This is a genomic window from Maribacter aquivivus (assembly GCF_900142175.1).
GTDB classification, from domain to species: domain Bacteria; phylum Bacteroidota; class Bacteroidia; order Flavobacteriales; family Flavobacteriaceae; genus Maribacter; species Maribacter aquivivus.
The window spans coordinates 268,160-291,678 of record NZ_FQZX01000003.1; the positions used below are offsets into that span (position 1 = coordinate 268,160).

Annotated in this window: 19 protein-coding genes; 8 read left to right on the plus strand and 11 right to left on the minus strand. The window is 34.0% G+C overall.

All coding sequences use genetic code 11. The features are described from left to right. Positions 1-70 precede the first annotated feature (70 nt). The 3 genes from BUC31_RS16830 (at position 71) to BUC31_RS16840 (ending at position 6,485) form a co-directional block, all read left to right on the plus strand. Positions 71-2,746 (plus strand): carboxypeptidase-like regulatory domain-containing protein, encoded by a 2,676-nt coding sequence (locus tag BUC31_RS16830; RefSeq protein WP_073246440.1) that lies wholly within the window; start codon positions 71-73, stop codon positions 2,744-2,746. 87 nt (positions 2,747-2,833) lie between these two features. Further along, positions 2,834-4,576 (plus strand): tetratricopeptide repeat protein, encoded by a 1,743-nt coding sequence (locus BUC31_RS16835; RefSeq protein ID WP_073246443.1) that lies wholly within the window; start codon positions 2,834-2,836, stop codon positions 4,574-4,576. A 178-nt stretch (positions 4,577-4,754) separates the two neighbouring features. Beyond that, positions 4,755-6,485 (plus strand): hypothetical protein, encoded by a 1,731-nt coding sequence (locus BUC31_RS16840; protein ID WP_073246445.1) that lies wholly within the window; start codon positions 4,755-4,757, stop codon positions 6,483-6,485. 3 nt (positions 6,486-6,488) lie between these two features. Here the strand turns inward: BUC31_RS16840 and BUC31_RS16845 are convergent, their stop codons facing one another. After that, positions 6,489-8,117 (minus strand): acyl-CoA carboxylase subunit beta, encoded by a 1,629-nt coding sequence (locus BUC31_RS16845; protein WP_073246447.1) that lies wholly within the window; start codon positions 8,115-8,117, stop codon positions 6,489-6,491. Positions 8,118-8,189: 72 nt separating this feature from the next. On the opposite strand from BUC31_RS16845, the gene BUC31_RS16850 reads away from it, so the two are divergent. The 3 genes from BUC31_RS16850 (at position 8,190) to ettA (ending at position 11,172) form a co-directional block, all read left to right on the plus strand. Next, positions 8,190-9,161 carry a Gfo/Idh/MocA family protein gene (locus BUC31_RS16850; RefSeq protein WP_073246449.1) on the plus strand — a complete coding sequence of 324 codons (972 nt, stop codon included), beginning with the start codon at positions 8,190-8,192 and terminating at the stop codon, positions 9,159-9,161. Between the two features lie 76 nt (positions 9,162-9,237). After that, a complete protein-coding gene (locus tag BUC31_RS20375) occupies positions 9,238-9,414 on the plus strand; it encodes a CAL67264 family membrane protein (RefSeq protein WP_091904100.1) in 177 nt (58 codons plus the stop codon). 66 nt (positions 9,415-9,480) lie between these two features. Next, positions 9,481-11,172: an energy-dependent translational throttle protein EttA gene (gene ettA / locus BUC31_RS16855; RefSeq protein ID WP_073246451.1), complete on the plus strand. Its 1,692-nt coding sequence runs from the start codon at positions 9,481-9,483 to the stop codon at positions 11,170-11,172. A 113-nt stretch (positions 11,173-11,285) separates the two neighbouring features. Here ettA and BUC31_RS16860 read toward each other — a convergent pair whose 3' ends face one another. Next, complete coding sequence (locus BUC31_RS16860; protein WP_073246453.1) at positions 11,286-12,107, minus strand: MBL fold metallo-hydrolase; 822 nt, start codon at positions 12,105-12,107, stop codon at positions 11,286-11,288. 10 nt (positions 12,108-12,117) lie between these two features. Further along, on the minus strand, positions 12,118-12,576 hold the full coding sequence (locus tag BUC31_RS16865; RefSeq protein WP_073246455.1) for a GNAT family N-acetyltransferase: 459 nt from the start codon (positions 12,574-12,576) through the stop codon (positions 12,118-12,120). Between the two features lie 153 nt (positions 12,577-12,729). Between BUC31_RS16865 and BUC31_RS16870 the strand changes: the two genes are divergently transcribed. Then, positions 12,730-13,617, plus strand: a complete 888-nt coding sequence (locus BUC31_RS16870; RefSeq protein ID WP_073246456.1) for a hypothetical protein — start codon at positions 12,730-12,732, stop codon at positions 13,615-13,617. Between the two features lie 68 nt (positions 13,618-13,685). On the opposite strand, the gene fumC is transcribed toward BUC31_RS16870, so the two are convergent. Further along, positions 13,686-15,086, minus strand: a complete 1,401-nt coding sequence (gene fumC, locus BUC31_RS16875) for a class II fumarate hydratase (RefSeq protein WP_073246458.1) — start codon at positions 15,084-15,086, stop codon at positions 13,686-13,688. A gap of 170 nt (positions 15,087-15,256) precedes the next feature. Here fumC and BUC31_RS20380 point away from each other — a divergent pair, with 170 nt between their 5' ends. Next, positions 15,257-15,430 (plus strand): hypothetical protein, encoded by a 174-nt coding sequence (locus BUC31_RS20380; RefSeq protein ID WP_091609002.1) that lies wholly within the window; start codon positions 15,257-15,259, stop codon positions 15,428-15,430. Between the two features lie 64 nt (positions 15,431-15,494). Here the strand turns inward: BUC31_RS20380 and BUC31_RS16880 are convergent, their stop codons facing one another. The 7 genes from BUC31_RS16880 to BUC31_RS16910 all read right to left on the minus strand — a co-directional run bounded on the left by BUC31_RS16880 (position 15,495) and on the right by BUC31_RS16910 (position 23,464). Beyond that, positions 15,495-17,987, minus strand: a complete 2,493-nt coding sequence (locus BUC31_RS16880) for a TonB-dependent receptor (RefSeq protein ID WP_073246460.1) — start codon at positions 17,985-17,987, stop codon at positions 15,495-15,497. Beyond that, positions 17,988-18,503 carry a hypothetical protein gene (locus tag BUC31_RS16885; protein ID WP_073246461.1) on the minus strand — a complete coding sequence of 172 codons (516 nt, stop codon included), beginning with the start codon at positions 18,501-18,503 and terminating at the stop codon, positions 17,988-17,990. A gap of 87 nt (positions 18,504-18,590) precedes the next feature. Beyond that, the gene (arsC, locus tag BUC31_RS16890; RefSeq protein ID WP_073246463.1) at positions 18,591-18,935 is read right to left on the minus strand and encodes an arsenate reductase (glutaredoxin); all 345 of its coding nucleotides are present in this window, start codon (positions 18,933-18,935) and stop codon (positions 18,591-18,593) included. Between the two features lie 62 nt (positions 18,936-18,997). After that, positions 18,998-20,099, minus strand: a protein-coding gene (gene prfB, locus BUC31_RS16895) for a peptide chain release factor 2 (protein ID WP_244534070.1) whose coding sequence is annotated in 2 segments (ribosomal slippage) — positions 18,998-20,032 and positions 20,034-20,099 — 1,101 coding nt in all. Because the reading frame shifts where the segments join, the coding sequence is not laid out codon by codon here. 64 nt (positions 20,100-20,163) lie between these two features. Beyond that, positions 20,164-21,015: a transglutaminase-like domain-containing protein gene (locus BUC31_RS16900; RefSeq protein WP_073246464.1), complete on the minus strand. Its 852-nt coding sequence runs from the start codon at positions 21,013-21,015 to the stop codon at positions 20,164-20,166. Positions 21,016-21,043: 28 nt separating this feature from the next. After that, complete coding sequence (locus tag BUC31_RS16905; RefSeq protein WP_073246466.1) at positions 21,044-21,991, minus strand: alpha-E domain-containing protein; 948 nt, start codon at positions 21,989-21,991, stop codon at positions 21,044-21,046. A 9-nt stretch (positions 21,992-22,000) separates the two neighbouring features. Further along, positions 22,001-23,464, minus strand: coding sequence for a circularly permuted type 2 ATP-grasp protein (locus tag BUC31_RS16910; RefSeq protein WP_073246468.1), 1,464 nt, complete (start codon positions 23,462-23,464; stop codon positions 22,001-22,003). Between the last annotated feature and the right edge of the window lie 55 nt (positions 23,465-23,519).

Genomic DNA, 23,519 nt, shown 5'->3' on the forward strand with positions numbered 1-23,519 from the left:
AGTATTATTTAATTAGCTGTTATTCATATCTTTAAAAAGCTTACTGAATAACAGCTAATTACATTTGTCTATGGTTCTTGAATTAAAACGCTATAAATATCTCTTTTTCTTCTGTTTTTTATGTGCATTAAATTTTAGTGTATTTGCTCAAGATCAGGTAAGAGGTGTTGTAATTGATTCTGATACTAAAGAGACACTTCCTTTTGTAAATATTGGTATTGTAAATAAAGGTGTAGGTACCGTAAGTAATTTTGATGGGAAATTTTACCTAGAAATTGATAAGGCTAATTTTTCTAATAATGATATACTACAATTTTCTTCTGTAGGTTATAAAACCGTACAGTTCAAAATTTCAGAAGTTAATTTTAATAATACCCGGTTTCAAAAAATTGTTATGCAACCTGAAGCAATGCAATTAAATGAGGCGATTGTAACCGCTAAATATTTAAAAAGTAAAAAAGATGATGTCGTTGGTTTTTCCTATCCCAGTAAAAACAAGTACGGGTATTGGAAAGGTGATGGTTCATTGGGTGCTGAATTGGTAACAAGAATAAGCGTAGATAAGAAGAAGCACTACTTAAAAGATTTTCATTTTTATGTAAACGAAAATTATTCTGATAGTGTATTGGTGCGCATTAATGTATATAAAGGTGGCACCATCTATCCTGAAGATAAATTATTGAAAAAGAACGTTACCAAAATGATAGGCAAATCTTCTGGAAAGGTAACCGTAGATTTAAAGCCGTACAACCTTATTGTAGATGAAGATTTTAGTATTGGTCTAGAATTATTGAAAGTATATGGTAAACGTGTGGGCTTGGTTTTGGCAGCAGATTATAGACCAAGTACTTCGTACAGAAGATATGTGAGTCAAGGACAATGGAAAACGTTCAGGGGAGATGCAATGACTTTTTATGTAAATACTTCTACTTTGAGTGATGGAGACATTTCTCAAATCTCAGATTATTCCAGAAACAAAACTCTTCAAAATTCTTTTAAAACTCCAATAATAAATACCAACCCTATTAAAACGCATAGATCAATTACAGGTTTTGTTTTTAATAATGGTAAGCCTGTTGAAAATGCTACCGTTCAAATAACAGCGTCTTTAAAACAGACCCAAACAGACGCCTATGGTAGGTATACCATTATGGCACAAATAGGTGATGTCATTAGTTTTGATTATTTGGGTTTCGAAAAAGTGGAACGTACCGTATTGGAGACCATACATAATATCAACGTCACCATGAATGTGATGGTTGAAGAACTAGCAGGTGTTACTGTTACTGAAAGAGCGCGTTTAAAGAAAACCGAGGCAGAAATGTTCTCTGAATATTTAACAAATGATGAATTCGCTAAAACTGCTTATGGAACTCTTGATAAAAAAACAATTGGTCATGCTATAACTATTGTAGATGGTAAGAGTTTAAACTTATCGGCACCAAATATTCTAGCAGCTTTAGATGGTAAAATAGCTGGAGTTCGTATTGGTAATGTAACCAATGGTAATACATATTTTGGATGTACTTTTACCAAAGTTGCTGTGTTTATAAGAGGAGGTAAAGGCTCTATTAATAATATTAGACCTGCAATATTCGAAATTGACGGAGTAATTTATGAAGATGTCCCGTATTTTTTAGATTTAAATGTTATTGAGCGCATAGCGGTAATACCTGGTCTTGCTGGCGTTGGAAGATATGGGCAGGTTGCCGCGGGAGGTGTAATTGCAATAAGTACTAAACATGCTAATTATGCTACTAAGAATAACAGAAATAGTGACCAAGCTCAAATTCGAAATAATATTTATGAACAAGATGCTATAAGTAAAGAACAAGCTAATAAAAATTTACCAAGCTACCTTCAAGCTCTTTTTGCTAGTAATAGTTTTGAAGCGGCTAAAAAAGTATACGAAGAAAATGAGAAACTTTATAGTAGTTCTGCTTCATTTTTTCTTGATGCCTATATTTATTTTACTACCAATTGGGAGCAAGAAAAATTCAATAATGATATTATTTCCAATCATCAATCATTATTTGAGAATAACATCAATGAAATGAAGGCATTGGCATATGCTTATCAGCGAGAGGGTGAATTTGAAAAAGCAAACAAACTATATACCAGTGTTTTTGTAAAAAGACCTAATTATGCTCAATCTTATAGAGACATGGCAAATAGTTATGTTGAGGTAAATGAGGTACAAAAGGCAGCTAATCTTTATAGTAGGTACACCAAATTATTGAACGATTCTTTTCTTGTGGCAGATACTATAGGATTGCATCCTATCATTACAACTGAGTTCAATCACTTTTTACAGCATAAAACCGATTATACCATAAGTTCAGAAGATTTAAAAGAAATGGCGGCTATGCGCGAGGGTACAGATACCCGTCTTCTTTTTGAATGGAATGATGATGAGGCTGAGTTTGACCTTCAATTTGTTAATCCAGAAAATCGTTATTTTGTTTCGAATACATCGCTAAACAATCAGAATGAATATTTTGGTAAGCAAGAAAATTCATCAAGCAAAGAGTTCTTTCTTGAAAGTGATATTCAAGGAGAATGGATTATAAATATAAATTATAAGGGGAATAAAAGCGGCTTGCCTACTTATTTAAAAGTGACTGCTTTCTCTGGCTACGGCACAGATAATGAAGAAAGTACTATTAGAATTTATAGGTTGTCTTTAAAAAATGTGAATCAAAATCTATTTTACTTACCCACTTTAGGGGTGGATAAGTTGAATTAATACATTGTTGATGTTTTTATTTCATAAAACTTTAATATGGTTTAATTTTTGATACTATAAATTAATGTAATCGTTAATAATATTTCTATGAAAAATATTCTGAATCTTCTAGTCCTAGTAACTTTTGTCACGAATATTCAAGCACAAAGTAATACTGTGAAAGGTAAGGTTACACAAATGGATAGTCCCTTGGCGAATGTTCAGATTTCTATAATAGATTCAGAAACTGCGACCAAGACAGATGCAAACGGGTTTTACCAGATATTAGCTGAGCCAAGAGATGTCATTCAATATACTTATCCTGGTCTAAATGATGTCCAAATTCTAGTTGAAGACGTTACGCGTATATTGAATATGGAAATGAGTCAGGAGATACATCAACTAGATGAGGTTACTGTAAAAGGTAGTAATAGAAAATCACAGAACGAGTTAGAAGAGGAGTATAAGTTTAAAGACAATTTAATAAAAACGGCTTTCGGTATTTTAGATAGTGAAACCGCCCCAGGGAATATTAGATTCTTGCAAGAAAACGAGATTAATGATGTTGGTGTATGTATTTTAGATATTGTTAGAAATGAATTTCCAGGAGTAAGAGTTTTTGGTGATTGTATGCGTGGTGGCGGAGTTTTCATTAGAGGATTAAACTCTGTAAGTCAAGCACCCCCTGCGGTTTATGATGTTGATGGACAAATTTTAACAGATACACCTACGTGGATCACACCAGCGTCAATTGCAAGATTAGCTGTTTTAAATAATTTGGCTATGACCACACGATATGGCTCTATTGGGGCTGGTGGTGTAATAGTAATTAATACCAAGACGCTTTTATATGCTGGTAATGCTGATGGTAAGCCTTATGATCAAGCAAAGCTTAGAAATAATAAATATGATAATTCTGCATTAAGTACAGTTGATTTTAAAGAAGATAAACCTTTGTACATCAATGAACTTTTGAGTGCGAATACAGAAGAAAGGGCAAAGGCTATTTATGCTGAACAAATTAAAAAATATAGTAGCTCTTTTTACTATGTTTTAGATGCCTACGATTATTTTTCTAATAGATGGAATAATCAAGATTTTGCTGATATAATTGTTGAGGATTATAAAAGCATTATAAGTAGTAATCCTATAGCTTTAAAATCTCTTGCGTATATTTATCAAGCACAGGGACAGTTTAAAAAGGCAAATAAATTATATGAAGATGTATACACCCTTAGAGCAGATTATGCACAGTCTTATTTAGATTTAGCTAATAGTTATAGAGAACTTGGTTTAAGCCAAAAAGCGGCGGCTATGTATTTACGATATGATTATTTATTGGACGAAGAATTATTGGATAAAGAAGAACAGGTGAAAACCATTATGGATCGGGATTTAAATAATTTAATATCCTTAAAAGGCGCTGATTTAGTTTCAACAGATAGGGTGAATGAAATTAAACTTGATGATGATTTTAAAGGAACACGCTTGGTTTTTGAATGGAGTGATAGTGAGGCTGAATTTGAGTTACAATTTGTAAACCCAGAAAAGAGATACTATAAAAGTAAGCATTCATTAGTTGCAAATGCTGAGAGAATTCAAAGCGAAAAACGTTCAGGTTTCTCTAGTGAAGAATATTTAATAGATGATACGCTTCGTGGTAATTGGTTGGTTAATGCTACGTATTTAGGTAATAAAAGTTTGACTCCTACATATTTGAAAGCCACTGTCTATTATAATTACGGTAGTGCATCGCAACGAAAAGAAACAAAGGTTTTTAAACTTGGTCTACGTAATGTAAATCAGCAATTGTTTTCAGTATCAAATGCTGTAAGTATGGTTGCTAATTAACCCCAGTTTACTTTTCTAGACAAAAAGTATAATTGTTTAGTATACAGATAAATTTAAATACCCACAATATGCTTTAAGTGTATTGTGGGTGTTTTTTTATAAAACTATTATATATAGCAACTTATCCGTTTCTTAAATTGCGTTTCTTATCTTTAAAGTATGGTCTAAAAATTTGATTATGAGAATGTTCGTTGTTTTTGGTTTTCTTTTAATATTTGTAAACCACTATGGACAACAGCAAATACAAGGACGTATAAGTACAGATGGTATTTCTTTATCTGATGTAAATGTTTCCAACCTTTCTTCGGGTGTGAACACTTTTACAAATAAGAATGGACAATATGTTATCATAGCCAAACCTAAGGATGAGTTAAAGTTTACTCATATTGGAATGGATACAATTTTAATTCTTATTGAAGATGTTACATCCATCTTGAATTTAAAAATGCAGCCTAAGGTAGAGGAATTAGATGAGATAGTATTAATAGAAAAAATAGGTAAACAAAAACGACTTGCGATAGATTATTTTACTGACCCTACAATTGTAAATACTTCTTTTGGGTATATCAGTCCCGCAACTATTGCCTATCATTTAAAAGTTATAGATGGGTCAGAATTTATGCCTGGATCAGATTTATTAAGTGCCATAGCAAGTAGACGCTCAGGAATTCGCGTAGGTACATATTTAGATAGGAATGGTGTTTCAACAAGAACCCTATTTCTGAGGGGAATGGGGTCTGTAGGGCAAAAATCATCAGCACTATTTGAGGTAGATGGTAATATTTTTATTGATCCGCCAGTTTGGATTGATATTTCTATAGTACAAAGAGTAGCAATTATACCTGGTCTTCAAGCGGTATGGCGATATGGACCTATAGCGAATGGAGGTGTAGTAATAATAAATACTAAAAATGGGGTTCACGGACTTAGAGAAGAAAATAGTTTAAAACGTTATGATCAAGCTCGATTAAGAAATAACTATGTAAATGAAAAGATTCTTAGTAATATAGAAAAGGAAGAAAATCTTCCTACTTATATGAGGTCACTAAATTCTTCAGCCAACTTAAAAGACGCTTTTAATGTTTATGAGGAGTATTCAGTACTGTTTTCTTCAAGCCCTCATTTTTATATTGACAGTTATAATTTGTTTTATGAAAAATTTGGAATAAATGCCGCTGATAATATAATTGAATCTAGTTTCCGTAGATTTAAAAACAATCCGGTTTGGTTAAAAGCCTTAGCGTACTATTATGAGTCCCAAAATAGATTTGAAAAAGCCCATGAACTTTATGAAAAGATATTTGTACTAAGACCTGATTATGCGCAGAGTTATTTAGATATTTCTAGAAGTTATCGAAATTTAAACAACCCAGAATCATCTATATCATTTTTGGCAAGACATAAATTTTTAATAGAAGAGGGTTATTTTAAAGGAGAGAGTGATGACTTTGAGACTTTGATTAAAAAAGAAACAGACAACCTGATTTTATCTAATAATTTTTTGAATGATAAGGGTATTGAAAGTGAAGTTTTGAATACGAGATTGGTATTTGAATGGAGTGATAGTGAAGCTGAATTTAATCTTCAATTCGTAAATCCGAATAATCAATATTTTAATTGGAATCACACATTAGAAAACATGCCTGATAGAGTAAGGCAAGAAAAGAAACTTGGGTTTTCTATCACAGATTTTGAGGTAGATGAAACACTTTTAGGTAAATGGCAAGTGAATGCAACATATTTTGGCAACAAGCAATTAACCCCCACGTACTTAAAAACTACTATATATAGAAATTACAACACAGTTAATCAAACTAAAGAAATTAAAGTCTTTAGGTTAGATGTTAATGGTGCGAATCAATATCTATTCGGTTTCAATGTTACTAATGAACCCTATAAAAGTCAGTGAAAATTAAACCTGCAATACCCCCATGTTAAAAGGCTTTTCGATAGGCGCATGGTCTGCAGCTTCAATTCCCATAGAAATCCATTTACGGGTGTCTTTTGGGTCTATGATAGCATCTGTCCATAATCTTGAAGCTGCGTAATACGGAGATACTTGATCGTCATATCGCTGCTTGATCTTATCATAAAGCTCCTTCTCTTTTTCTTCGGTAATGGTTTCACCCTTCTTTTTTAAAGATGCCTTTTCAATCTGTAATAATACCTTTGCAGCAGAGTTACCACCCATTACAGCAAGTTCAGCACTTGGCCAAGCAACAATTAATCTTGGGTCATAAGCTTTACCGCACATGGCATAATTTCCAGCACCGTAGCTATTACCTATAATAATAGTGAATTTTGGTACGACGGAGTTGCTTACTGCATTTACCATTTTTGCACCATCTTTAATGATACCACCATGTTCACTTTTACTACCTACCATAAAACCGGTAACATCTTGTAAAAATACTAACGGAATTTTCTTTTGGTTACAATTTGCTATAAAACGGGTTGCTTTATCTGCGGAGTCAGAATATATTACTCCGCCAAATTGCATTTCACCTTTTGCAGTTTTTACTACTTTTCTTTGGTTGGCAACGATACCAACGGCCCAACCATCAATACGTGCATAACCGGTAAGAATCGTTTGTCCGTAGCCAGCTTTATATTCTTCAAAATCAGATTCATCTACCAATCGTTTAATGATTTCCATCATGTCATACTGTTCAGCTCTAGAGCTTGGTAGAATGCCATATATATCTTCAGGATTTACTTTTGGCTTCAAACTTTTCTTACGGTTGTATCCTGCTTTAGGGAAATCACCGATTTTATCCATAATATTTTTTATGGTATCTAGAGCAGCTGCATCATCTTTCGCTTTATAATCGGTTACACCGCTAATTTCGCAATGCGTAGTAGCGCCACCTAATGTTTCGTTATCTATGCTCTCTCCAATGGCGGCTTTTACTAAATAACTACCTGCTAAAAAGATGCTAGCGGTTTTATCTACAATTAAAGCTTCGTCACTCATAATTGGCAAGTAGGCACCACCGGCAACACAACTGCCCATAACCGCAGATATTTGAGTAATACCCATGCTGCTCATTATTGCATTGTTTCTAAATATGCGACCAAAATGTTCTTTATCAGGAAAAATCTCATCTTGTAAAGGCAAATATACTCCTGCGCTATCTACCAAGTATATTATTGGAAGTTTGTTCTCAATAGCTATTTCCTGTGCTCTTAAATTTTTCTTTGCGGTAATAGGAAACCAGGCACCGGCTTTAACCGTAGCATCATTGGCAACAACAATACATTGCCTTCCTTTAACATAGCCGATTTTGATAACTACTCCGCCAGAAGGGCAGCCGCCATGCTCTTTGTACATACCATCACCTACAAAAGCACCTATTTCTATTTGTTCAGATTTAGGATCTAAAAGATAATCAATACGCTCTCTAGCGGTCATTTTTCCTTGGTCATGCTGCTTGGCTATCTTGGCTTTTCCTCCGCCTAAATAAACCTCATTAAGCTTTCTTCTAAGGTCTGATAATAACAACTTATTCCTATCTTCGTTTTGATTGAATTTTAAATCCATTCTATATAATTTCTATTCTTTCGATAAAGATAAGGAGTTAATTTTGGTGTTCATGCAACAAAAACAAAAAGTATGATTAAGTGGGGTATAGTAGGGGCAGGAAACATTGCTCATAGTTTTTCTAAAGATTTAGCCTTGGTAAATGACGGTAAGTTGGTTTCTGTGGCATCTAGAAGTTTACAGAAAGCTCAAGATTTTGCAAATGAATATGGTGCCCCAAATGCTTATGGTAGTTATGAAAAGTTGTTTAATAGTAAAACGGTTGATGTTATTTATTTGGCTACACCACATACTTCTCATGCAGATTTAAGTATTGCTGCAATGAAAGCTGGTAATGCTGTACTTTGTGAAAAGCCAATGGGTGTCAATAAAAGTGAAGTAGAGCAAATGGTTGCTGTAGCCAAGGAAAATAATGTTTTTCTGATGGAAGCATTATGGACACGATTTAACCCAACTATTAAAAAAGTAAAAGAATTAGTGGATAACGGTACCATTGGAGATATTGGTTATTTACACGCAGATTTTGCTTTTTATGCTTTAGATAGAGATGAAAACGGTAGGTTGTTGAATCCTGATCTTGCTGGTGGTTCGCTTTTAGATATCGGAATCTATCCTATATTTCTAGCTTACCTAATGTTGGGTATGCCAAAGGATATTAAAGCCTCAGCTAATTTTTATAAAACGGGGGTTGAGATGCAGTGCAGTATGATTTTTAATTATGATAATGCTCAGGCTATTCTGTATAGCGGACTCAATTCTAATTCCGAAAAGAAAGCTGAAATTGCTGGTAGCGAAGGTTCTATATTCATACATCCAAGATGGCATGAAACTACAGGGTATACCATAGAAAAAGATGGAGAATCAACTTCTAATGAGGTTGGTAAAAGGGGTAAAGGCTATGTACATGAGATTGAAGAAGTACAAGAATGTTTAGCTTCTGGGAAGAAACAGAGTGACTCTTGGAGCCATCAAAATAGTTTAGATTTAATAGAGATTATGGATTCTGTTCGTAAATTAACAGGTATTGTGTTTCCTTTTGAATAATAGCAGGGTTAATAGTGGACAAATATCTTAAATTTTACGATATTTGAAGTTCGCTAAAATTTTAATTGACTAGAAAATGAATAAGAATACTGTGCTCTCTTGGGCTACGTTTATAATGATCTTTGTAGGTCTGGCGCTTATTGCTTTAGGTGCTTTTCGCTATGATGATGTTGCCGGTTGGGGTTTTGCATCTGTAGGTATTGGCTTTTTTGCTATTGCTTGGGTGTTTAATGCACTTAAAGGTAGAGTATAATATATTTTATCGCTACCAGTAAATTCTTCTGGTTTGCTTTAATATTTCACTAAACACTATAATTTTATGTCAGACGATAAGAAGGTAATCTTCTCCATGTCAGGAGTTACGAAAACCTATAAAAATGCGAATACCCCAGTTTTAAAGAACATATACCTAAGTTTTTTCTACGGTGCCAAGATCGGTATATTAGGTTTAAACGGTTCTGGTAAATCTACTTTACTGAAAATCATTGCGGGTGTTGATAAAAATTTTCAAGGTGATGTTGTTTTTTCACCAGGGTATAATGTTGGGTATTTAGAACAAGAACCTGAACTAGATGAAAACAAAACCGTTTTAGAGATTGTAAAGGAAGGTGTAGCGGAGACTGTAGCTATTCTTGATGAGTACAATAAGATAAACGACATGTTTGGTCTTCCAGAGGTTTATGAGAACCCTGATAAAATGCAGAAGTTGATGGATCAACAAGCTCTTTTGCAAGATAAAATTGATGCTGCAAATGCTTGGGAATTAGATACCAAGTTAGAAATTGCGATGGATGCACTTCGTACGCCAGATCCTGACAAGAAAATTTCAGTATTGTCTGGTGGTGAAAGAAGAAGGGTTGCATTGTGTAGACTGTTGCTTCAAGAACCAGAAATTTTATTATTAGATGAGCCTACTAACCACTTAGATGCAGAATCTGTACATTGGTTAGAGCATCATTTAGCACAATATAAAGGAACTGTAATTGCCGTAACACACGATAGATACTTCTTAGATAATGTTGCCGGTTGGATTCTTGAATTGGACAGGGGAGAGGGTATACCTTGGAAAGGAAACTATTCTTCTTGGTTAGATCAGAAATCTAAACGAATGGCTCAGGAGAGTAAAACGGCTTCTAAAAGACAGAAAACTTTAGAGCGTGAGCTTGAATGGGTACGCCAAGGTGCAAAAGGAAGACAGACCAAGCAGAAAGCACGTCTTAAGAATTACGATAAGTTAATGAGTCAAGATCAAAAGCAACTAGATGAAAAGCTGGAGATTTATATTCCTAACGGACCTCGTTTGGGTACCAATGTAATTGAAGCAAAAGGAGTTAGTAAGGCTTTTGATGATAAATTACTTTACGAAGATCTGAACTTTAAATTACCACAAGCAGGTATAGTTGGTATTATAGGACCAAACGGTGCTGGTAAGACAACTATTTTTAGAATGATCATGGGTGAGGAAACTCCTGATAAAGGAGAATTTGAAACTGGTGAAACAGCTAAAATTGCTTATGTTGATCAAAGTCACTCTAATATTGATCCTGAAAAAACCATTTGGCAGAATTTCAGTGATGAACAAGAAATGGTGATGATGGGCGGTAAGCAGGTAAACTCTCGTGCTTATTTAAGTAGATTCAATTTTACAGGTAGTGAGCAAAATAAAAAAGTTAACATGCTGTCTGGTGGTGAGCGTAACCGTTTGCATTTGGCCATGACATTGAAAGAAGAAGGAAACGTTCTATTATTAGATGAGCCTACCAACGACTTGGATGTAAATACGTTAAGAGCCTTAGAAGAAGGTTTAGAGAACTTTGCTGGTTGTGCAGTAGTAATTTCGCATGATAGATGGTTCTTGGATCGTATTTGTACACACATCTTAGCTTTTGAAGGTGATTCTCAGGTATACTTCTTTGAAGGTTCTTTCTCAGATTATGAAGAGAATAAGAAGAAACGATTGGGCGGAGACTTAATGCCAAAACGTATTAAGTATAAGAAACTGATTAGATAATAAAGTAGTAATATAGAAAAAGCCCGCAATTGCGGGCTTTTTTAATTTCAGCTAACAGCTAACAGCTAACAGCTAACAGCTAACAGCTAACAGCTAACAGCTAACAGCTAACATTAATATTCGTCATTAGGATACCAATCTAATTGTACTACCTCAATGTCTTGATTGCCGGCATCTACTAATTGCTTAAATTTTACAACATCACTTACATCTGGTTTACCTCTATAGTGATATGGGTATATTTGCTTTGGTTTAAAATCTAAAACAGCAGAAGCAGCACTTTCAACTGTCATGGTGTATGGTAAATTCATACATACAAAAGCTTTGTCAATATTTTTTAAAGAACGCATTTCAGGAATATCTTCGGTATCACCAGAAAAATAAATTCGCTCATTATCGATATTTAGTACATAACCATTGCCGCGACCTTTTGTATGAAATTTAAGCGCTTCTTTTCTTAGGTTATACATAGGTATAGCTTCAATCGTAATTCCGGCTAATTTTTTGCTAGTACCGTTTTCTAAAATTTCTAATTGAGATGCATACTTTTCAGGTAATTCATCGGCAACTGCTTGTGGTACTACAAATGTGGTATTTGAAGTGTCTAAAGCATCTAGCGTTTCTGCACTTAAATGATCACCGTGTATATCTGTGATCAATATTAAAGTCGGATTTTTTTGACCATCAAAAGAAGCAACTCCTCCTGTAGGATCAATGTAGATAACTACATCGTTCCATTCGATTACGGCAGTAGCATGTTCTATAGGTATGATTTCAATCTCATCAGATTTACGCTCTTTTATGATATCGGTTACTGACTTACTTTCCTCAATTTCTGCTGAAGAATCAATCTCGGTATCAGATTGCTTAACTTCTTTACATGAAAAAGCTATGGTTACAGTGAATAGTAAAACAAGCAATTCTTTTATTCTCATTATGTTACGTTTAAAGTGTTAGTTCCATTTTAATATCGGATCGAAGGTACTCTAAATTATCTTCTAGAGGGATGTTTTTAAATCCGAATTTCTTATATATATGCAGCGCGGTGTCTAATTTTGTACTTGAGTATAATTCGAGTGTCTCCCAGTTTTTATTTTTAGAAAAAGTAATAGCATAGGATAGCATTTTTTGACCTATCTGCAATCCGTGGTAAGTTTTGTCTACCGCCATCTTACCTAATTCATAACGATTATCGGTTTTTTTTATCAAAGCAAAGCATCCAACAGGTACATTATTCCATAATCCTATGAAGATAAATCCGCCTTTATCAATAATAGTAGATTGACTATGTTCTAATAACTCCTTATCTTTCGCTTCAACCTTGAAATACTCAGTAATCCAAGCGATATTTAAGTCTTTAAACTTTTGAGTATATTTAGGCTCGTAAGGTACTATGCTAAGCATGATTTCTAGTAAATGTTATAGATTTCATCTAAGTTATATCATATATTACAGTCCTTACCAAGGTTTAGAAATTATTTTAACATTAAAAAATCTAAAATTTGAATTACCACGTATATAAACTGAACAAACAGACACTTTATTAAATTTAAAATTATGACTGAAACAAAAAACAACAATGGCTTAAAAGTTTTGACCGCTCTTTTAGGTGTTGTGCTTTTAGGTACTATCATTTACACAGTAAGTCTTTACCAAGATAAAAAGAAGACCGAAGTTGTTCTTTCAAAGGAGAAAGAATTGGTAGTTGAGGATTTAAATAGCTTAAAATCTGAATATGATAAGGCTATTTTAGAGAGCAATGCTACTAACGAAGAGTTAGTTAGCGCAAGAGATAATATTGCAAAGTATATTGACTCTGTAAGAACTATGAAAGCTGATATTGGATCTTTATCTAGATACAGAAGACAAGTTGGTGTTCTTAAAGCTGAAAGAGAGCAATTATTAAAACAAGTTGATTCTTTGACACGTTCAAATACTGCAATTGCAATGCAACGTGATAGTACGTATGTTGAATTAGAAAAACAAACTGTTTTTAATGATTCTTTAGTAGTACAAAATACAAACTTAGCTCAAGTTGTTGAGAAAGGTTCTGCGTTGAACTTATCTAAATTTAATGTTGATGCAGTAAAAGAACGTAACAGTGGTAAATTAGTTTCTACACAAAGAGCTAAAGCAACAGATAAGTTTAAAATCTGTTTTACTGTTGCTGATAACGTAATTGCACAAGCTGGTGATAGAGAATTTTTTATAGAGGTTTTAGATCCTCAAGGTAATGTTCTTGGTGGTAGCAATTCTATGACTAACGATAACGGAGCTTCAATTACTTACAGTAAGCAAACTGGTTTCTATTTTGAAAACAAGTCTTTAGATGTATGTGATTATATCAGTAAGCCTTCTGGTGATTTCAAAGATGGAAATTACATGGTGAACGTTTATGACGATCAATTAAAATTATTGGGTACTTCTAAATTTATGTTGAAGTAAAATTACCTTATTACATATAAAAAATGGCGACCAATTGGTCGCCATTTTTCATTTCTTCTAGTTTGGTTTTAGTCTTTTAAACTACCAACCATGTTTTCTGGTTTTACCCACTCGTCATAATCTTCTGCAGAAACATAACCTAAGTTGATTGCTTCTACTTTTAAGGTTGTACCATTTTTATGTGCAGTATTTGCGATTTCTGCGGCTTTGTAATATCCTATTTTAGTATTTAAAGCGGTAACCAACATCAGTGAGTTGTTCAATAATTGCTTGATTACTTCATGGTTTGGTTCAATACCAGCAGCACAGTGCTCTTCAAAGCTTGCACAAGCATCACCAATTAACTGTGCCGATTGTAAAATATTGGCAGCCATCATTGGCTTAAATACATTTAGTTCATAGTGCCCTTGAGTGCCACCAACGCTAATAGCGACATCATTACCCATAACTTGAGCACATACCATAGTAAGAGCCTCGCATTGCGTAGGATTCACTTTTCCTGGCATAATAGAACTACCTGGCTCATTTGCAGGAATAATGATTTCACCGATACCTGAACGTGGTCCTGAGGCCATCATTCTAATATCATTAGCTATCTTATTTAAAGAAACAGCCAATTGCTTTAGTGCACCGTGACTTTCAACAATTGCATCATGTGCGGCAAGTGCCTCGAACTTATTTTCTGCAGTAATAAAAGGTAAGCCAGTAAATTCTGCAATATACTTTGCTACTAAAACATCATAGCCTTCAGGAGTATTTAATCCGGTACCTACAGCAGTTCCACCAAGTGCTAATTCGCTTAAATGCGCTAACGTATTGTTTAAAGCTTTTAGACCATGATCTAGTTGTGATACGTAGCCAGAAAATTCTTGGCCTAAGGTTAGGGGAGTAGCATCCATTAAATGGGTACGACCTATCTTAACTACATTTTTAAATTCGATGGACTTTTTATGTAATGTATCTCTCAATTGAGTAACACCAGGAATGGTTACTTCAACAATTTTCTTATAAGCAGCTATGTGCATACCCGTTGGGAAGGTGTCGTTTGATGATTGCGATTTATTTACATCATCATTTGGCTGAATCGTTTTTTCGCCTTCACCTATTACCTTACCGGCAATTTCATGAGCTCTATTTGCAACAACTTCATTAACGTTCATGTTGCTTTGTGTGCCAGAACCTGTTTGCCATATTACTAATGGAAATTGGTCATCAAGCTTGCCTTCTAAAATTTCATCGCAAACCTGCGCAATTAAATCTCTTTTTTCAGCTGCTAAAACGCCAAGCTCACAGTTAGCGTAAGCTGCAGATTTTTTTAAATAGGCAAAGCCGTAAACAATGTCTAATGGCATTGAGGCTGATGGACCTATTTTAAAATTGTTACGAGAACGTTCTGTTTGCGCTCCCCAATATTTGTCTTTGGGAACTTCGACATTACCCATAGTATCTTTCTCGATTCTAAATTTCATGATTGTATATTTTAATGAATCTTAAGTTAACTTATTTTATAACTTCAAAAATAAGGTTTACATTTATTTTAATTGTGACAACATTGTTGAGATTATTGAAATTAATTTTGCAGAACGTTTGCAAAAAATAATTCGTTTATGGTATCTTTGCAATATATAAGTAATAAGATATGTTTGATTTTGACCAATATTTAGGATTTTTAGCGTTTTTAACCATATTAACCATTGGTTTTTGGCTAATGATGTTTTTGTTATTATTTGTTGTTCCTTACTGGTTAGGAGGTAACATTATAGAGTTATTGAAAGAAAGACGCGACAAGAAAAAAGCCGCAAGAGAAGCATAAATAATACAGTATAAAAAAAGGAGCCTATTGGCTCCTTTTTTTTGTGTTTTGTTTTGTCTGTTTTCTATCCTTCAATTTCTTCTCCACCTTCATTGCCACCATTTCCTCTAGAACCTCTATTGCGTTCTTTTGGTTGGTTGAAACGATATACAAAGCCCATTGTTATTTGGCGTCTTCTCCATTGAAATTCACTATCTGAGGTAAAGAACTCTGTTTCTGTATAAGAGCTTCTTTTTCTAGAGTTTAATAAGTCACTTACATTAAGAGATAGTGTACCATTATCACTTAAAATATCTTTACTGAATGCCAGGTTCAATGAGAATATTCCGCCATTTTCTGTTTGTGCTGTAGAAGAAGGACCTCTGTAAAAAGCATTCGTTTGCCAATCTACCTTTGCAGGTAATGAAACTTTAGTACTAAATCTTGCAAACCAACTAGTATTTGTAGTGCCATAGTCAACACCATTAAAGTCACCTTCTGTAGAGAACTGGAAGAAATTAAAACTAGAATTTAAACGTAACCATTTAGCTGCACTATATAGTACCCCTGCTTCAACACCTATTCTGTCATTAGTAGATAGGTTTATAGGAATAGATCTGATGATTTCTATACCATCAGTGGTTGTTTGTCCGGTTTCTTCTTGAACTCTCTCAAAAGAGTCTGTTTCTCTTTGGTAGTAAATAGAGGAAGTTAAAGTTATTTTATCCCATCTTTTTAAATAACCCACATCAAAAGCATTTGAAAATGCCGGATTTAAATCTGGATTTCCTTGAAAAATATTTGTTCTACTGGATCTAGAAGGAAAAGGGTTTACATATCTACCTCTTGGTCTGTTTATTCTTCTGTTGTAGCCTAGAGAGATGTTTTCATTTTCTGCTAATTCGTAAATCAAATTTACCGTAGGGAAAAGACCTAAGTAGTTTTTATCAAAATTGGCATCTACATCTACACCTAATTGATCTTCTAATTCGCTGGAGTCATAAAGTGAAGTTAGTTCTCCTTTTAATTGCGTGTTCTCTAATCGAAGTCCTAATAAAAAAGAGAACTTTCCAAACTTATTTCCGTACTGGGTATATAATGCGTTTACATTTTCAGTATAGGTGAATAAGTTGGTAAGATCTTCATTAATATTAAACTGACCTGTATCTTGATTTAAAGAGTCTAAACGGTAGTCAGTACCTGTTTCTTCAAAAGTACCTCTATAACCAACTTCAAATTGAGCATCGCCTATAGGTAGTACATAATCTGCTTGTACTAAATATTCAATATCCGTTTCTTTTTCATAAACATTTTCTAAAACAATTAAATCATCGTTCGGTAAGGTGTTATTTTCTTGAATAATAGAAAATTTATCTTCATTACCCTTAGAGTACTGAAGATCTACCGTTAATTTCTGACCATCTTCATCAAGGTCATTTACATAATTTAATGAGAATTGGTAGTTTTCGTCATCTTCAGTTTCATCTTCAGTTCTAAATGTTTCACTGTTTAAAGCATTATTGATAAACCTTTGATTGGTATTACCTGTTTCATCTTCACTATCAGATGTTCTATAAAATACGCTACCGGTAAGAGAGGAAGATTCGGTTAAAAAATATTCTAAACCTAAATTTGTATTGAAACCTTTGCGCAGCCTATTGTACTCTCTGTCTTCAATAATTCTGTCATAAGTACCAGAAGAGTAGGTGTTGTCATAAAACGCATTACCAGGCGCGTCTCTATAATTGTAACCCGTAGTATTGAACAAATTAAATTTATCTGTACGTAAATTGGCATTTACTGAAATACCACTATTAACAGGGTAGCCTATAGTAGTATTTACCGATCCATTAAAGCCAAGTGTTTTTTCTTTTTTAAGTACAATGTTCAAAATACCAGCGGTACCTTCGGCGTCATATCTTGCAGACGGACTCGTAATGACCTCAACTTTTTCAATAGCATCTGCAGGTAGTTGTGTTAAGGCATCGGTAGAACCAAAACCAGCAAGGGCAGACGGCTTTCCGTTTATTAATATTCTAACATTTGCATTGCCTCGTAAACTAATGGCACCTTCAACATCAACATCAACAGATGGTACATTGTTTAGTGCGTCGGTAATGGTAGCACCACTATTGGTTAGGTCTTTACCAATATTGTAAATCTTTTTGTCTAAGCGAACCTCTACGGTAGTTTTCTCGCCAACGACCTCAACAGCTTCTAGTTGAGCAACATCTAAAGCCAATTTAACAGTGCCTAAATCTTTTGAGGCTGTTAATGTTTGGTTAGGTAATTTATACGTTTTGTATGAAATATATTCGATGGAAACATTATACTTTCCAGGCGTAGTTTCTACCTTGAAGTTTCCATCAATATCTGTTATTCCGCCAGTAATTTTATCTGGGTTATTTACACTTTGTAGTACTAGTGTAGCATATTCTAAAGGTAGGTTGTCATCTTTGTCTACAACCTTACCTGTAATAACTATTGGACCTCTTTCCCGGTCTCCCCCCGGTCTTTGACTATATGTGTAATTGAATGATAGTGCTAGGAGTAGGAGTAAAGGGAAAAGTTGTTTCATTTAGTCGGTTTTAGATTTTTTTCGTTTGTCTTTTTTCTTCTTTTTATTCTTCTTGATAGTTTTTGAAACACCATCTTTTTGTAGTGCAACAAAAGCTTCATACTTTTCTAATGGCAAACCTGCTTTTAATTCTTCGTCTTGCCTTTTAGTAATATTCTCATATACCTCAGCCATTTTTTCTGGCGGTAGCTTTAATATTTGAGCTTCTATACGCTCTTGTACATATTTCTTTAAAACAGAACTTAATACAGCCTGTTCAAATTCATTTAGTGCAAGCGCTTCAGAAATTCTTGGCATTTCATCATCTACTAATTCTTCGGCAGTTTTAGGTTTTGGTGGTTCAGCAGGTGTTTGTGCCTGAGGTATTGAACTTCTTTGGTTACCATAACCATAGCCGCCACGTGATCCATAACCGTTATTGCCATAACCGTATTGTGCGTAAATTTCAGAACTTCCTAATAGAATTAATAGCAATGCTAATACTTTTAGATTGCTACATTTTATTACGTTTTTCATATGATTAGATTATAAAGTTATACTATGGTTTAACTGAAAATGGTTAATACTTTGTTAAGATAATTAACTGGGTAATTATAATGAATTCTATTTTAGCAAAGCATCAATGTTCGATGCCGGTCTGCCAATAACAGCTCTATTGCCTTTTATTATAATTGGCCGTTCTATTAATTTAGGATATGTTATCATAGCGTCTATTAATTCTTCATCTGATAAGGATAGGTTTTTAAAATTCTCTTTCCAAATTGCTTCAGATTTTCTAACTAGATTTATAGGCTTAATATCTAAACAACTAATAACATTTCTTAGTTCTTCTTTTGTTGGTATATCTTCTAAATATTTTACTACTTCAAATTTCTTGCCAGAATCTTCAAGTACTTTAAGTCCTTCTCTAGATTTACTACATCTAGAATTATGATATATTTTAATCATACTATTTAATTTTAATACTAGAAATCCCAATTCATAAAATAAATGAATTGGGATACTCTATGTTATTCTTCATCTCTTTGTCCCATCATCATTAGAAAGGCTTTAAGAAACTGATCAATATCGCCGTTCATTACATTATCGACATTGCCGGTTTCTTCACCTGTTCTTACATCTTTTACTAATTTGTAAGGATGCATTACATAGTTTCTAATCTGTGAGCCCCATTCAATTTTCATTTTAGAAGACTCAATTTCTTGTCGTGCTTCCATTTTCTTACGCAGTTCTATCTCATACAATTGCGACTTTAGCATTTTCATTGCCGTAGCTCTATTGTCATGTTGACTTCTACTATCTGAACAAGAAATCTGAATGCCTGTAGGGTGGTGGGTTAATTGCACTTTGGTTTCCACCTTGTTTACATTCTGTCCACCAGCACCACTAGATCTAGCGGTAGTAATAGTTATGTCAGCAGGATTTACATCTACCTCTATACTATCATCTACCAGCGGGTAAACGTATACCGATGCAAAAGATGTGTGCCTTTTGGCATTACTATCAAACGGAGAAATTCGCACTAATCTATGTACGCCGTTTTCACCTTTTAACCATCCAAAGGCATATTCACCGTCAATTTCTAATGTAACCGTTTTAATACCGGCAACATCACCTTCTTGGTAATTGAGTTCTTTGATCTTATAACCGTTCTTTTCTGCCCACATCATGTACATACGCATAAGCATAGCTGCCCAATCGCAGCTTTCAGTACCACCTGCTCCTGCGGTAATTTGAAGTACAGCTGGTAATTCATCACCTTCTTCAGAAAGCATATTCTTGAATTCCATCTTCTCTAGGGTGTTCAAAGCCTTTTCGTATTGGCTTTCAACTTCAGCTTCTGTAACTTCTCCTTCTTGTTGAAATTCAATGAGCACTTCTAAATCTGCAATCAAAAGTTCTGCCGCGTTATAATCGTCTACCCATTGTTTTTTAGACTGGATAAATTTCATATGTGCCTGTGCTTCTTGAGGATTGTTCCAAAAATCAGGTGCTAAGGTTTTCTCTTGCTCGTTCTCTATTTCTATTAATTTGGCATCAATGTCAAAGATACCTCCTTAACGCACCAAGGCGATCTATAAGACCTTTGTAATGGTCCATACTAATATTCATACAATTCTATTTTGGGTAAAAATAATACTCTTTTAAATAAGGATGGAAGATATTTTTAAATTACCTATTGATGGCTTTCTACAGTTACTGAATGTGCTGTCTTATGCTTGCCATGCGAGTGGATTATGCCTTTTAAAGGTGCGCAATCATTGTAGTCTTTGCCATGACAAACTTTTATATGGTTTGTATTGGCTAAAATATTGTTTGTAGGGTCAAAACCTTTCCATCCAATTTCTGGTACAAATGCTTCTGTCCATGCGTGCATTTGAGAATCGCCCATATAGCCACTTTCTTGATCAATATATCCAGAAACATATCTGGTTGGTACGCCATTAATTCGTGCCAGTGCAGAGAATAAATGAGCAAAATCTTGACAAACTCCTTTTTTCTTAGAAATGACATCTTTTAGCAGCGTGCCTACTTCAGTTACACCGGTGGTGAACTTAATATATTCAAAAATCCAATGATTTAATGCTTCAAGATTATCGAAAATAGAAATTGAAGTATTGAATTTAAATAGTTGCTGTTGTGCGCTATCTAACGTTGTAAACGAAGTGAATTTTAAATAACGCTCATGGGTTATTTTAAAATCTAAACTTTGCAGTTCGTTATAGGCTGTTGAAATATCCGGATTTATATTGAAATTGTACGGGTCAACTTCTTCCTTTTTAAACTTGAATTTAGCTTCAAAAGTTATTTTCTTAAATTTTTTCTTTGGATGTATTCGAAGGGTTTTAAAACCATATCCGTTTATAGATTCTTCAGTATGCGCAAATAACGAGTTTTCGAACTCAATCTCAACCTCGTATTGACTTTCGTTTTCTACCGGAATTATTAAAAATTGCCAATGCGCATCATGCACCCAATCATCATAAATATTCTCTGCATTATAAGTAATCTCAAATTCTCTCGGCATAAGAACAAATATACCTTATTTAACCCGTCTAATAGTTAAAAAATTCCTCATCTACCTTGTCACTAATGTCCACAAGACTTTTAAGAATATTCTCTATAAATGATTTAATATCCTTGTCTATTTCTTCAATGTATTTAAACTCATATTCAGACCTGACTCTGCCAATTAAAAAAGCAGTTGAATCTTTATTATATCGCTTTTCGGGGTTAAGCATCTTTACATGCTGATTAACCTGGTTTAAAGAGTTCATTACAGACCTAGGGCAATTAGGGTTTAAAATTAAAAACTCTAATGTAGAGATGCTTGTTGGGGTCTTTTTATAGAATCTGCGCATCATATCATAAGACTCTGCACATTTTAATAAAGTGGTCCATTCAAAACTTTTGCTGAATCTATCGTTTTCACCATCTTGAGAAAGTAATGCATCGTTATATTTTGCATTGATCATTCTAGTTATTTGAGTAGCTCTTTCTATGTTTATCCCCATTGAAATAACAGCATAGGTGGCATCATGTAAAAGTGTTCCTCTTATTTTACCTCTTAATATATCTGTCATTTCTGCTACATGTGTTGTAAAATCATGCAGTCCGTTTTTAACAAATATCTCTTTTGGGTAGTTTATTACAAAATGATAAAATTTGTTGATGGCCTCATATAGCTCTGTAGAAATAAGATCTCGTGCACTATTTGCGTTTTCTCTAGCAAACTTTATATTATTTATTATAGAGGCGCCATACGTTGGGTCAAGCCCAATTTTATAAAGTACATCTTCTTCTTTTAAAAATTTTTCTGCATCCTTTTCAGGGTCACCTACCATGAATAACATGGAGCGTAATACAAACTGCCTGTCTTGAGATTTTAGATTTGGTGCATCTAACGATGAAAAATAATTTACATTTAAATATCTTGCTACGTGTTCTGAACGTTCAATATAACGTCCCATCCAAAATAAGTTATTGGCTACTCTTGCTAACATATAGTTTCTTTATTTTTTTAGTACCCAAGTATCTTTAGATCCGCCACCTTGAGATGAGTTTACGATTAAATTGCCTCTTTTTAAGGCAACACGGGTTAATCCTCCTTTTAAAACAAATTCTTTATCCTTTCCTAGAACAGTAAACGTTCTTAAATCTACGTGTCTTTGTTCAAAAGATTCTGTGTCGTCTATATAAGTTGGGTGAACAGATAATGACATAATAGGTTGAGCAACATATTTTCTAGGGCTAGCTTTAACTTCAGCTTTAACCTTTTCTATTTCTGCTTTGGTGAGCTTGTTTCCTATTGAAATACCATAGCCGCCAGCTTCATCTACTGGTTTAATAACAAGTTCATGAATATGTTCAAGAACATATTTTAATTCATCGGATCTGCTACAATGGTAGGTGTGTACATTATTTAATATAGGTTCTTCGTCTAAATAGTACTTTATGATCTGTGGCATATAAGTGTACACCGCTTTGTCATCTGCCACACCTGTACCAGGAGCATTTGCTAAAGTGACATTGCCTTTTTTATAAGCGGCGAACAAACCTGGTACACCAAGTACAGAATCTGGGTTAAATTCTAAGGGGTCTATAAATTGATCATCTATTCTGCGGTATATAACATCGACTCTTTCTGGTCCCTTAATAGTTTTCATATATACAAAATCGTTTTCCACAAAAAGATCGCGACCTTCTACTAATTCTACACCCATTGTTTTAGCTAAATATGAATGCTCATAAAATGCCGAGTTGTACATGCCAGGGGTAATGACCACTACATTAGGTATATCTACCCCTTTAGGTTTAGCTGATTCTAAAAGCTCTAAAAGGTTTTCTGCGTAATTGGTAACTGTATGTGTTTGGTAGTGATTGAATACTCCAAACAGGGCTTTTTTAAGTGCTGTTCGGTTACATATAACATAGCTTACGCCAGAGGGGCATCTTATATTATCTTCAAGAACATAATATTTACCGTCGTTATGTTTAATAACATCTGTACCTGAAATGTGATTGTATATTCCGCCCGGTGGATTTACACCGTTCATTTGATCCAAGTAATTCGCAGAAGATGTTATAAGGTCTATAGGAACGACTTTATCTTTTAAAATTTTCTTGTCATGATAAATATCCCATAGAAATAAATTTAAAGCTTTACTTCTTTGTATAGATCCACGTTCTATAATATCCCATTCTACCGGGTCAATTATTCGAGGGAATAAGTCGAAAGGAAAAATTTTCTCTTGTACATTATTATCGCCATATACTTGAAAAGTAATTCCTTGATTAAAAAAAGAAGATTTGGCTTTGTTATTTAATGAGACATAATCAATAATCGAATGTTCACCATAAAGCTTAAATAGTTTTTGGTACACCTCCTTGATTTTTCCGTCCTTATCATAGATTTCATCATATAAATCTGGATTTCTTTGATAAGAAGAAAAAATTTGATTCTCAATGTTGGTCATAGATTTTCTTTTGTTAAAAGGTACATGATAAAAAGCAATAAACAATTGACATTTT

Excerpts from the sequence above, each read along its gene's own strand:
- BUC31_RS16880 (WP_073246460.1), bottom strand. The coding sequence starts at position 17,987 with ATGAAACAACTTTTCCCTTTACTCCTACTCCTAGCACTATCATTCAAT.
- BUC31_RS16910 (WP_073246468.1), bottom strand. The coding sequence starts at position 23,464 with ATGACCAACATTGAGAATCAAATTTTTTCTTCTTATCAAAGAAATCCA.
- BUC31_RS16865 (WP_073246455.1), bottom strand. The coding sequence starts at position 12,576 with ATGCTTAGCATAGTACCTTACGAGCCTAAATATACTCAAAAGTTTAAA.
- BUC31_RS16860 (WP_073246453.1), bottom strand. The coding sequence starts at position 12,107 with ATGAGAATAAAAGAATTGCTTGTTTTACTATTCACTGTAACCATAGCT.
- BUC31_RS16885 (WP_073246461.1), bottom strand. The coding sequence starts at position 18,503 with ATGAAAAACGTAATAAAATGTAGCAATCTAAAAGTATTAGCATTGCTA.
- BUC31_RS16830 (WP_073246440.1), top strand. The coding sequence starts at position 71 with ATGGTTCTTGAATTAAAACGCTATAAATATCTCTTTTTCTTCTGTTTT.
- BUC31_RS16900 (WP_073246464.1), bottom strand. The coding sequence starts at position 21,015 with ATGCCGAGAGAATTTGAGATTACTTATAATGCAGAGAATATTTATGAT.
- BUC31_RS20380 (WP_091609002.1), top strand. The coding sequence starts at position 15,257 with ATGTTTGATTTTGACCAATATTTAGGATTTTTAGCGTTTTTAACCATA.
- ettA (WP_073246451.1), top strand. The coding sequence starts at position 9,481 with ATGTCAGACGATAAGAAGGTAATCTTCTCCATGTCAGGAGTTACGAAA.
- arsC (WP_073246463.1), bottom strand. The coding sequence starts at position 18,935 with ATGATTAAAATATATCATAATTCTAGATGTAGTAAATCTAGAGAAGGA.
- fumC (WP_073246458.1), bottom strand. The coding sequence starts at position 15,086 with ATGAAATTTAGAATCGAGAAAGATACTATGGGTAATGTCGAAGTTCCC.
- BUC31_RS20375 (WP_091904100.1), top strand. The coding sequence starts at position 9,238 with ATGAATAAGAATACTGTGCTCTCTTGGGCTACGTTTATAATGATCTTT.
- BUC31_RS16835 (WP_073246443.1), top strand. The coding sequence starts at position 2,834 with ATGAAAAATATTCTGAATCTTCTAGTCCTAGTAACTTTTGTCACGAAT.
- BUC31_RS16845 (WP_073246447.1), bottom strand. The coding sequence starts at position 8,117 with ATGGATTTAAAATTCAATCAAAACGAAGATAGGAATAAGTTGTTATTA.
- BUC31_RS16850 (WP_073246449.1), top strand. The coding sequence starts at position 8,190 with ATGATTAAGTGGGGTATAGTAGGGGCAGGAAACATTGCTCATAGTTTT.
- BUC31_RS16840 (WP_073246445.1), top strand. The coding sequence starts at position 4,755 with ATGAGAATGTTCGTTGTTTTTGGTTTTCTTTTAATATTTGTAAACCAC.
- BUC31_RS16905 (WP_073246466.1), bottom strand. The coding sequence starts at position 21,991 with ATGTTAGCAAGAGTAGCCAATAACTTATTTTGGATGGGACGTTATATT.
- BUC31_RS16870 (WP_073246456.1), top strand. The coding sequence starts at position 12,730 with ATGACTGAAACAAAAAACAACAATGGCTTAAAAGTTTTGACCGCTCTT.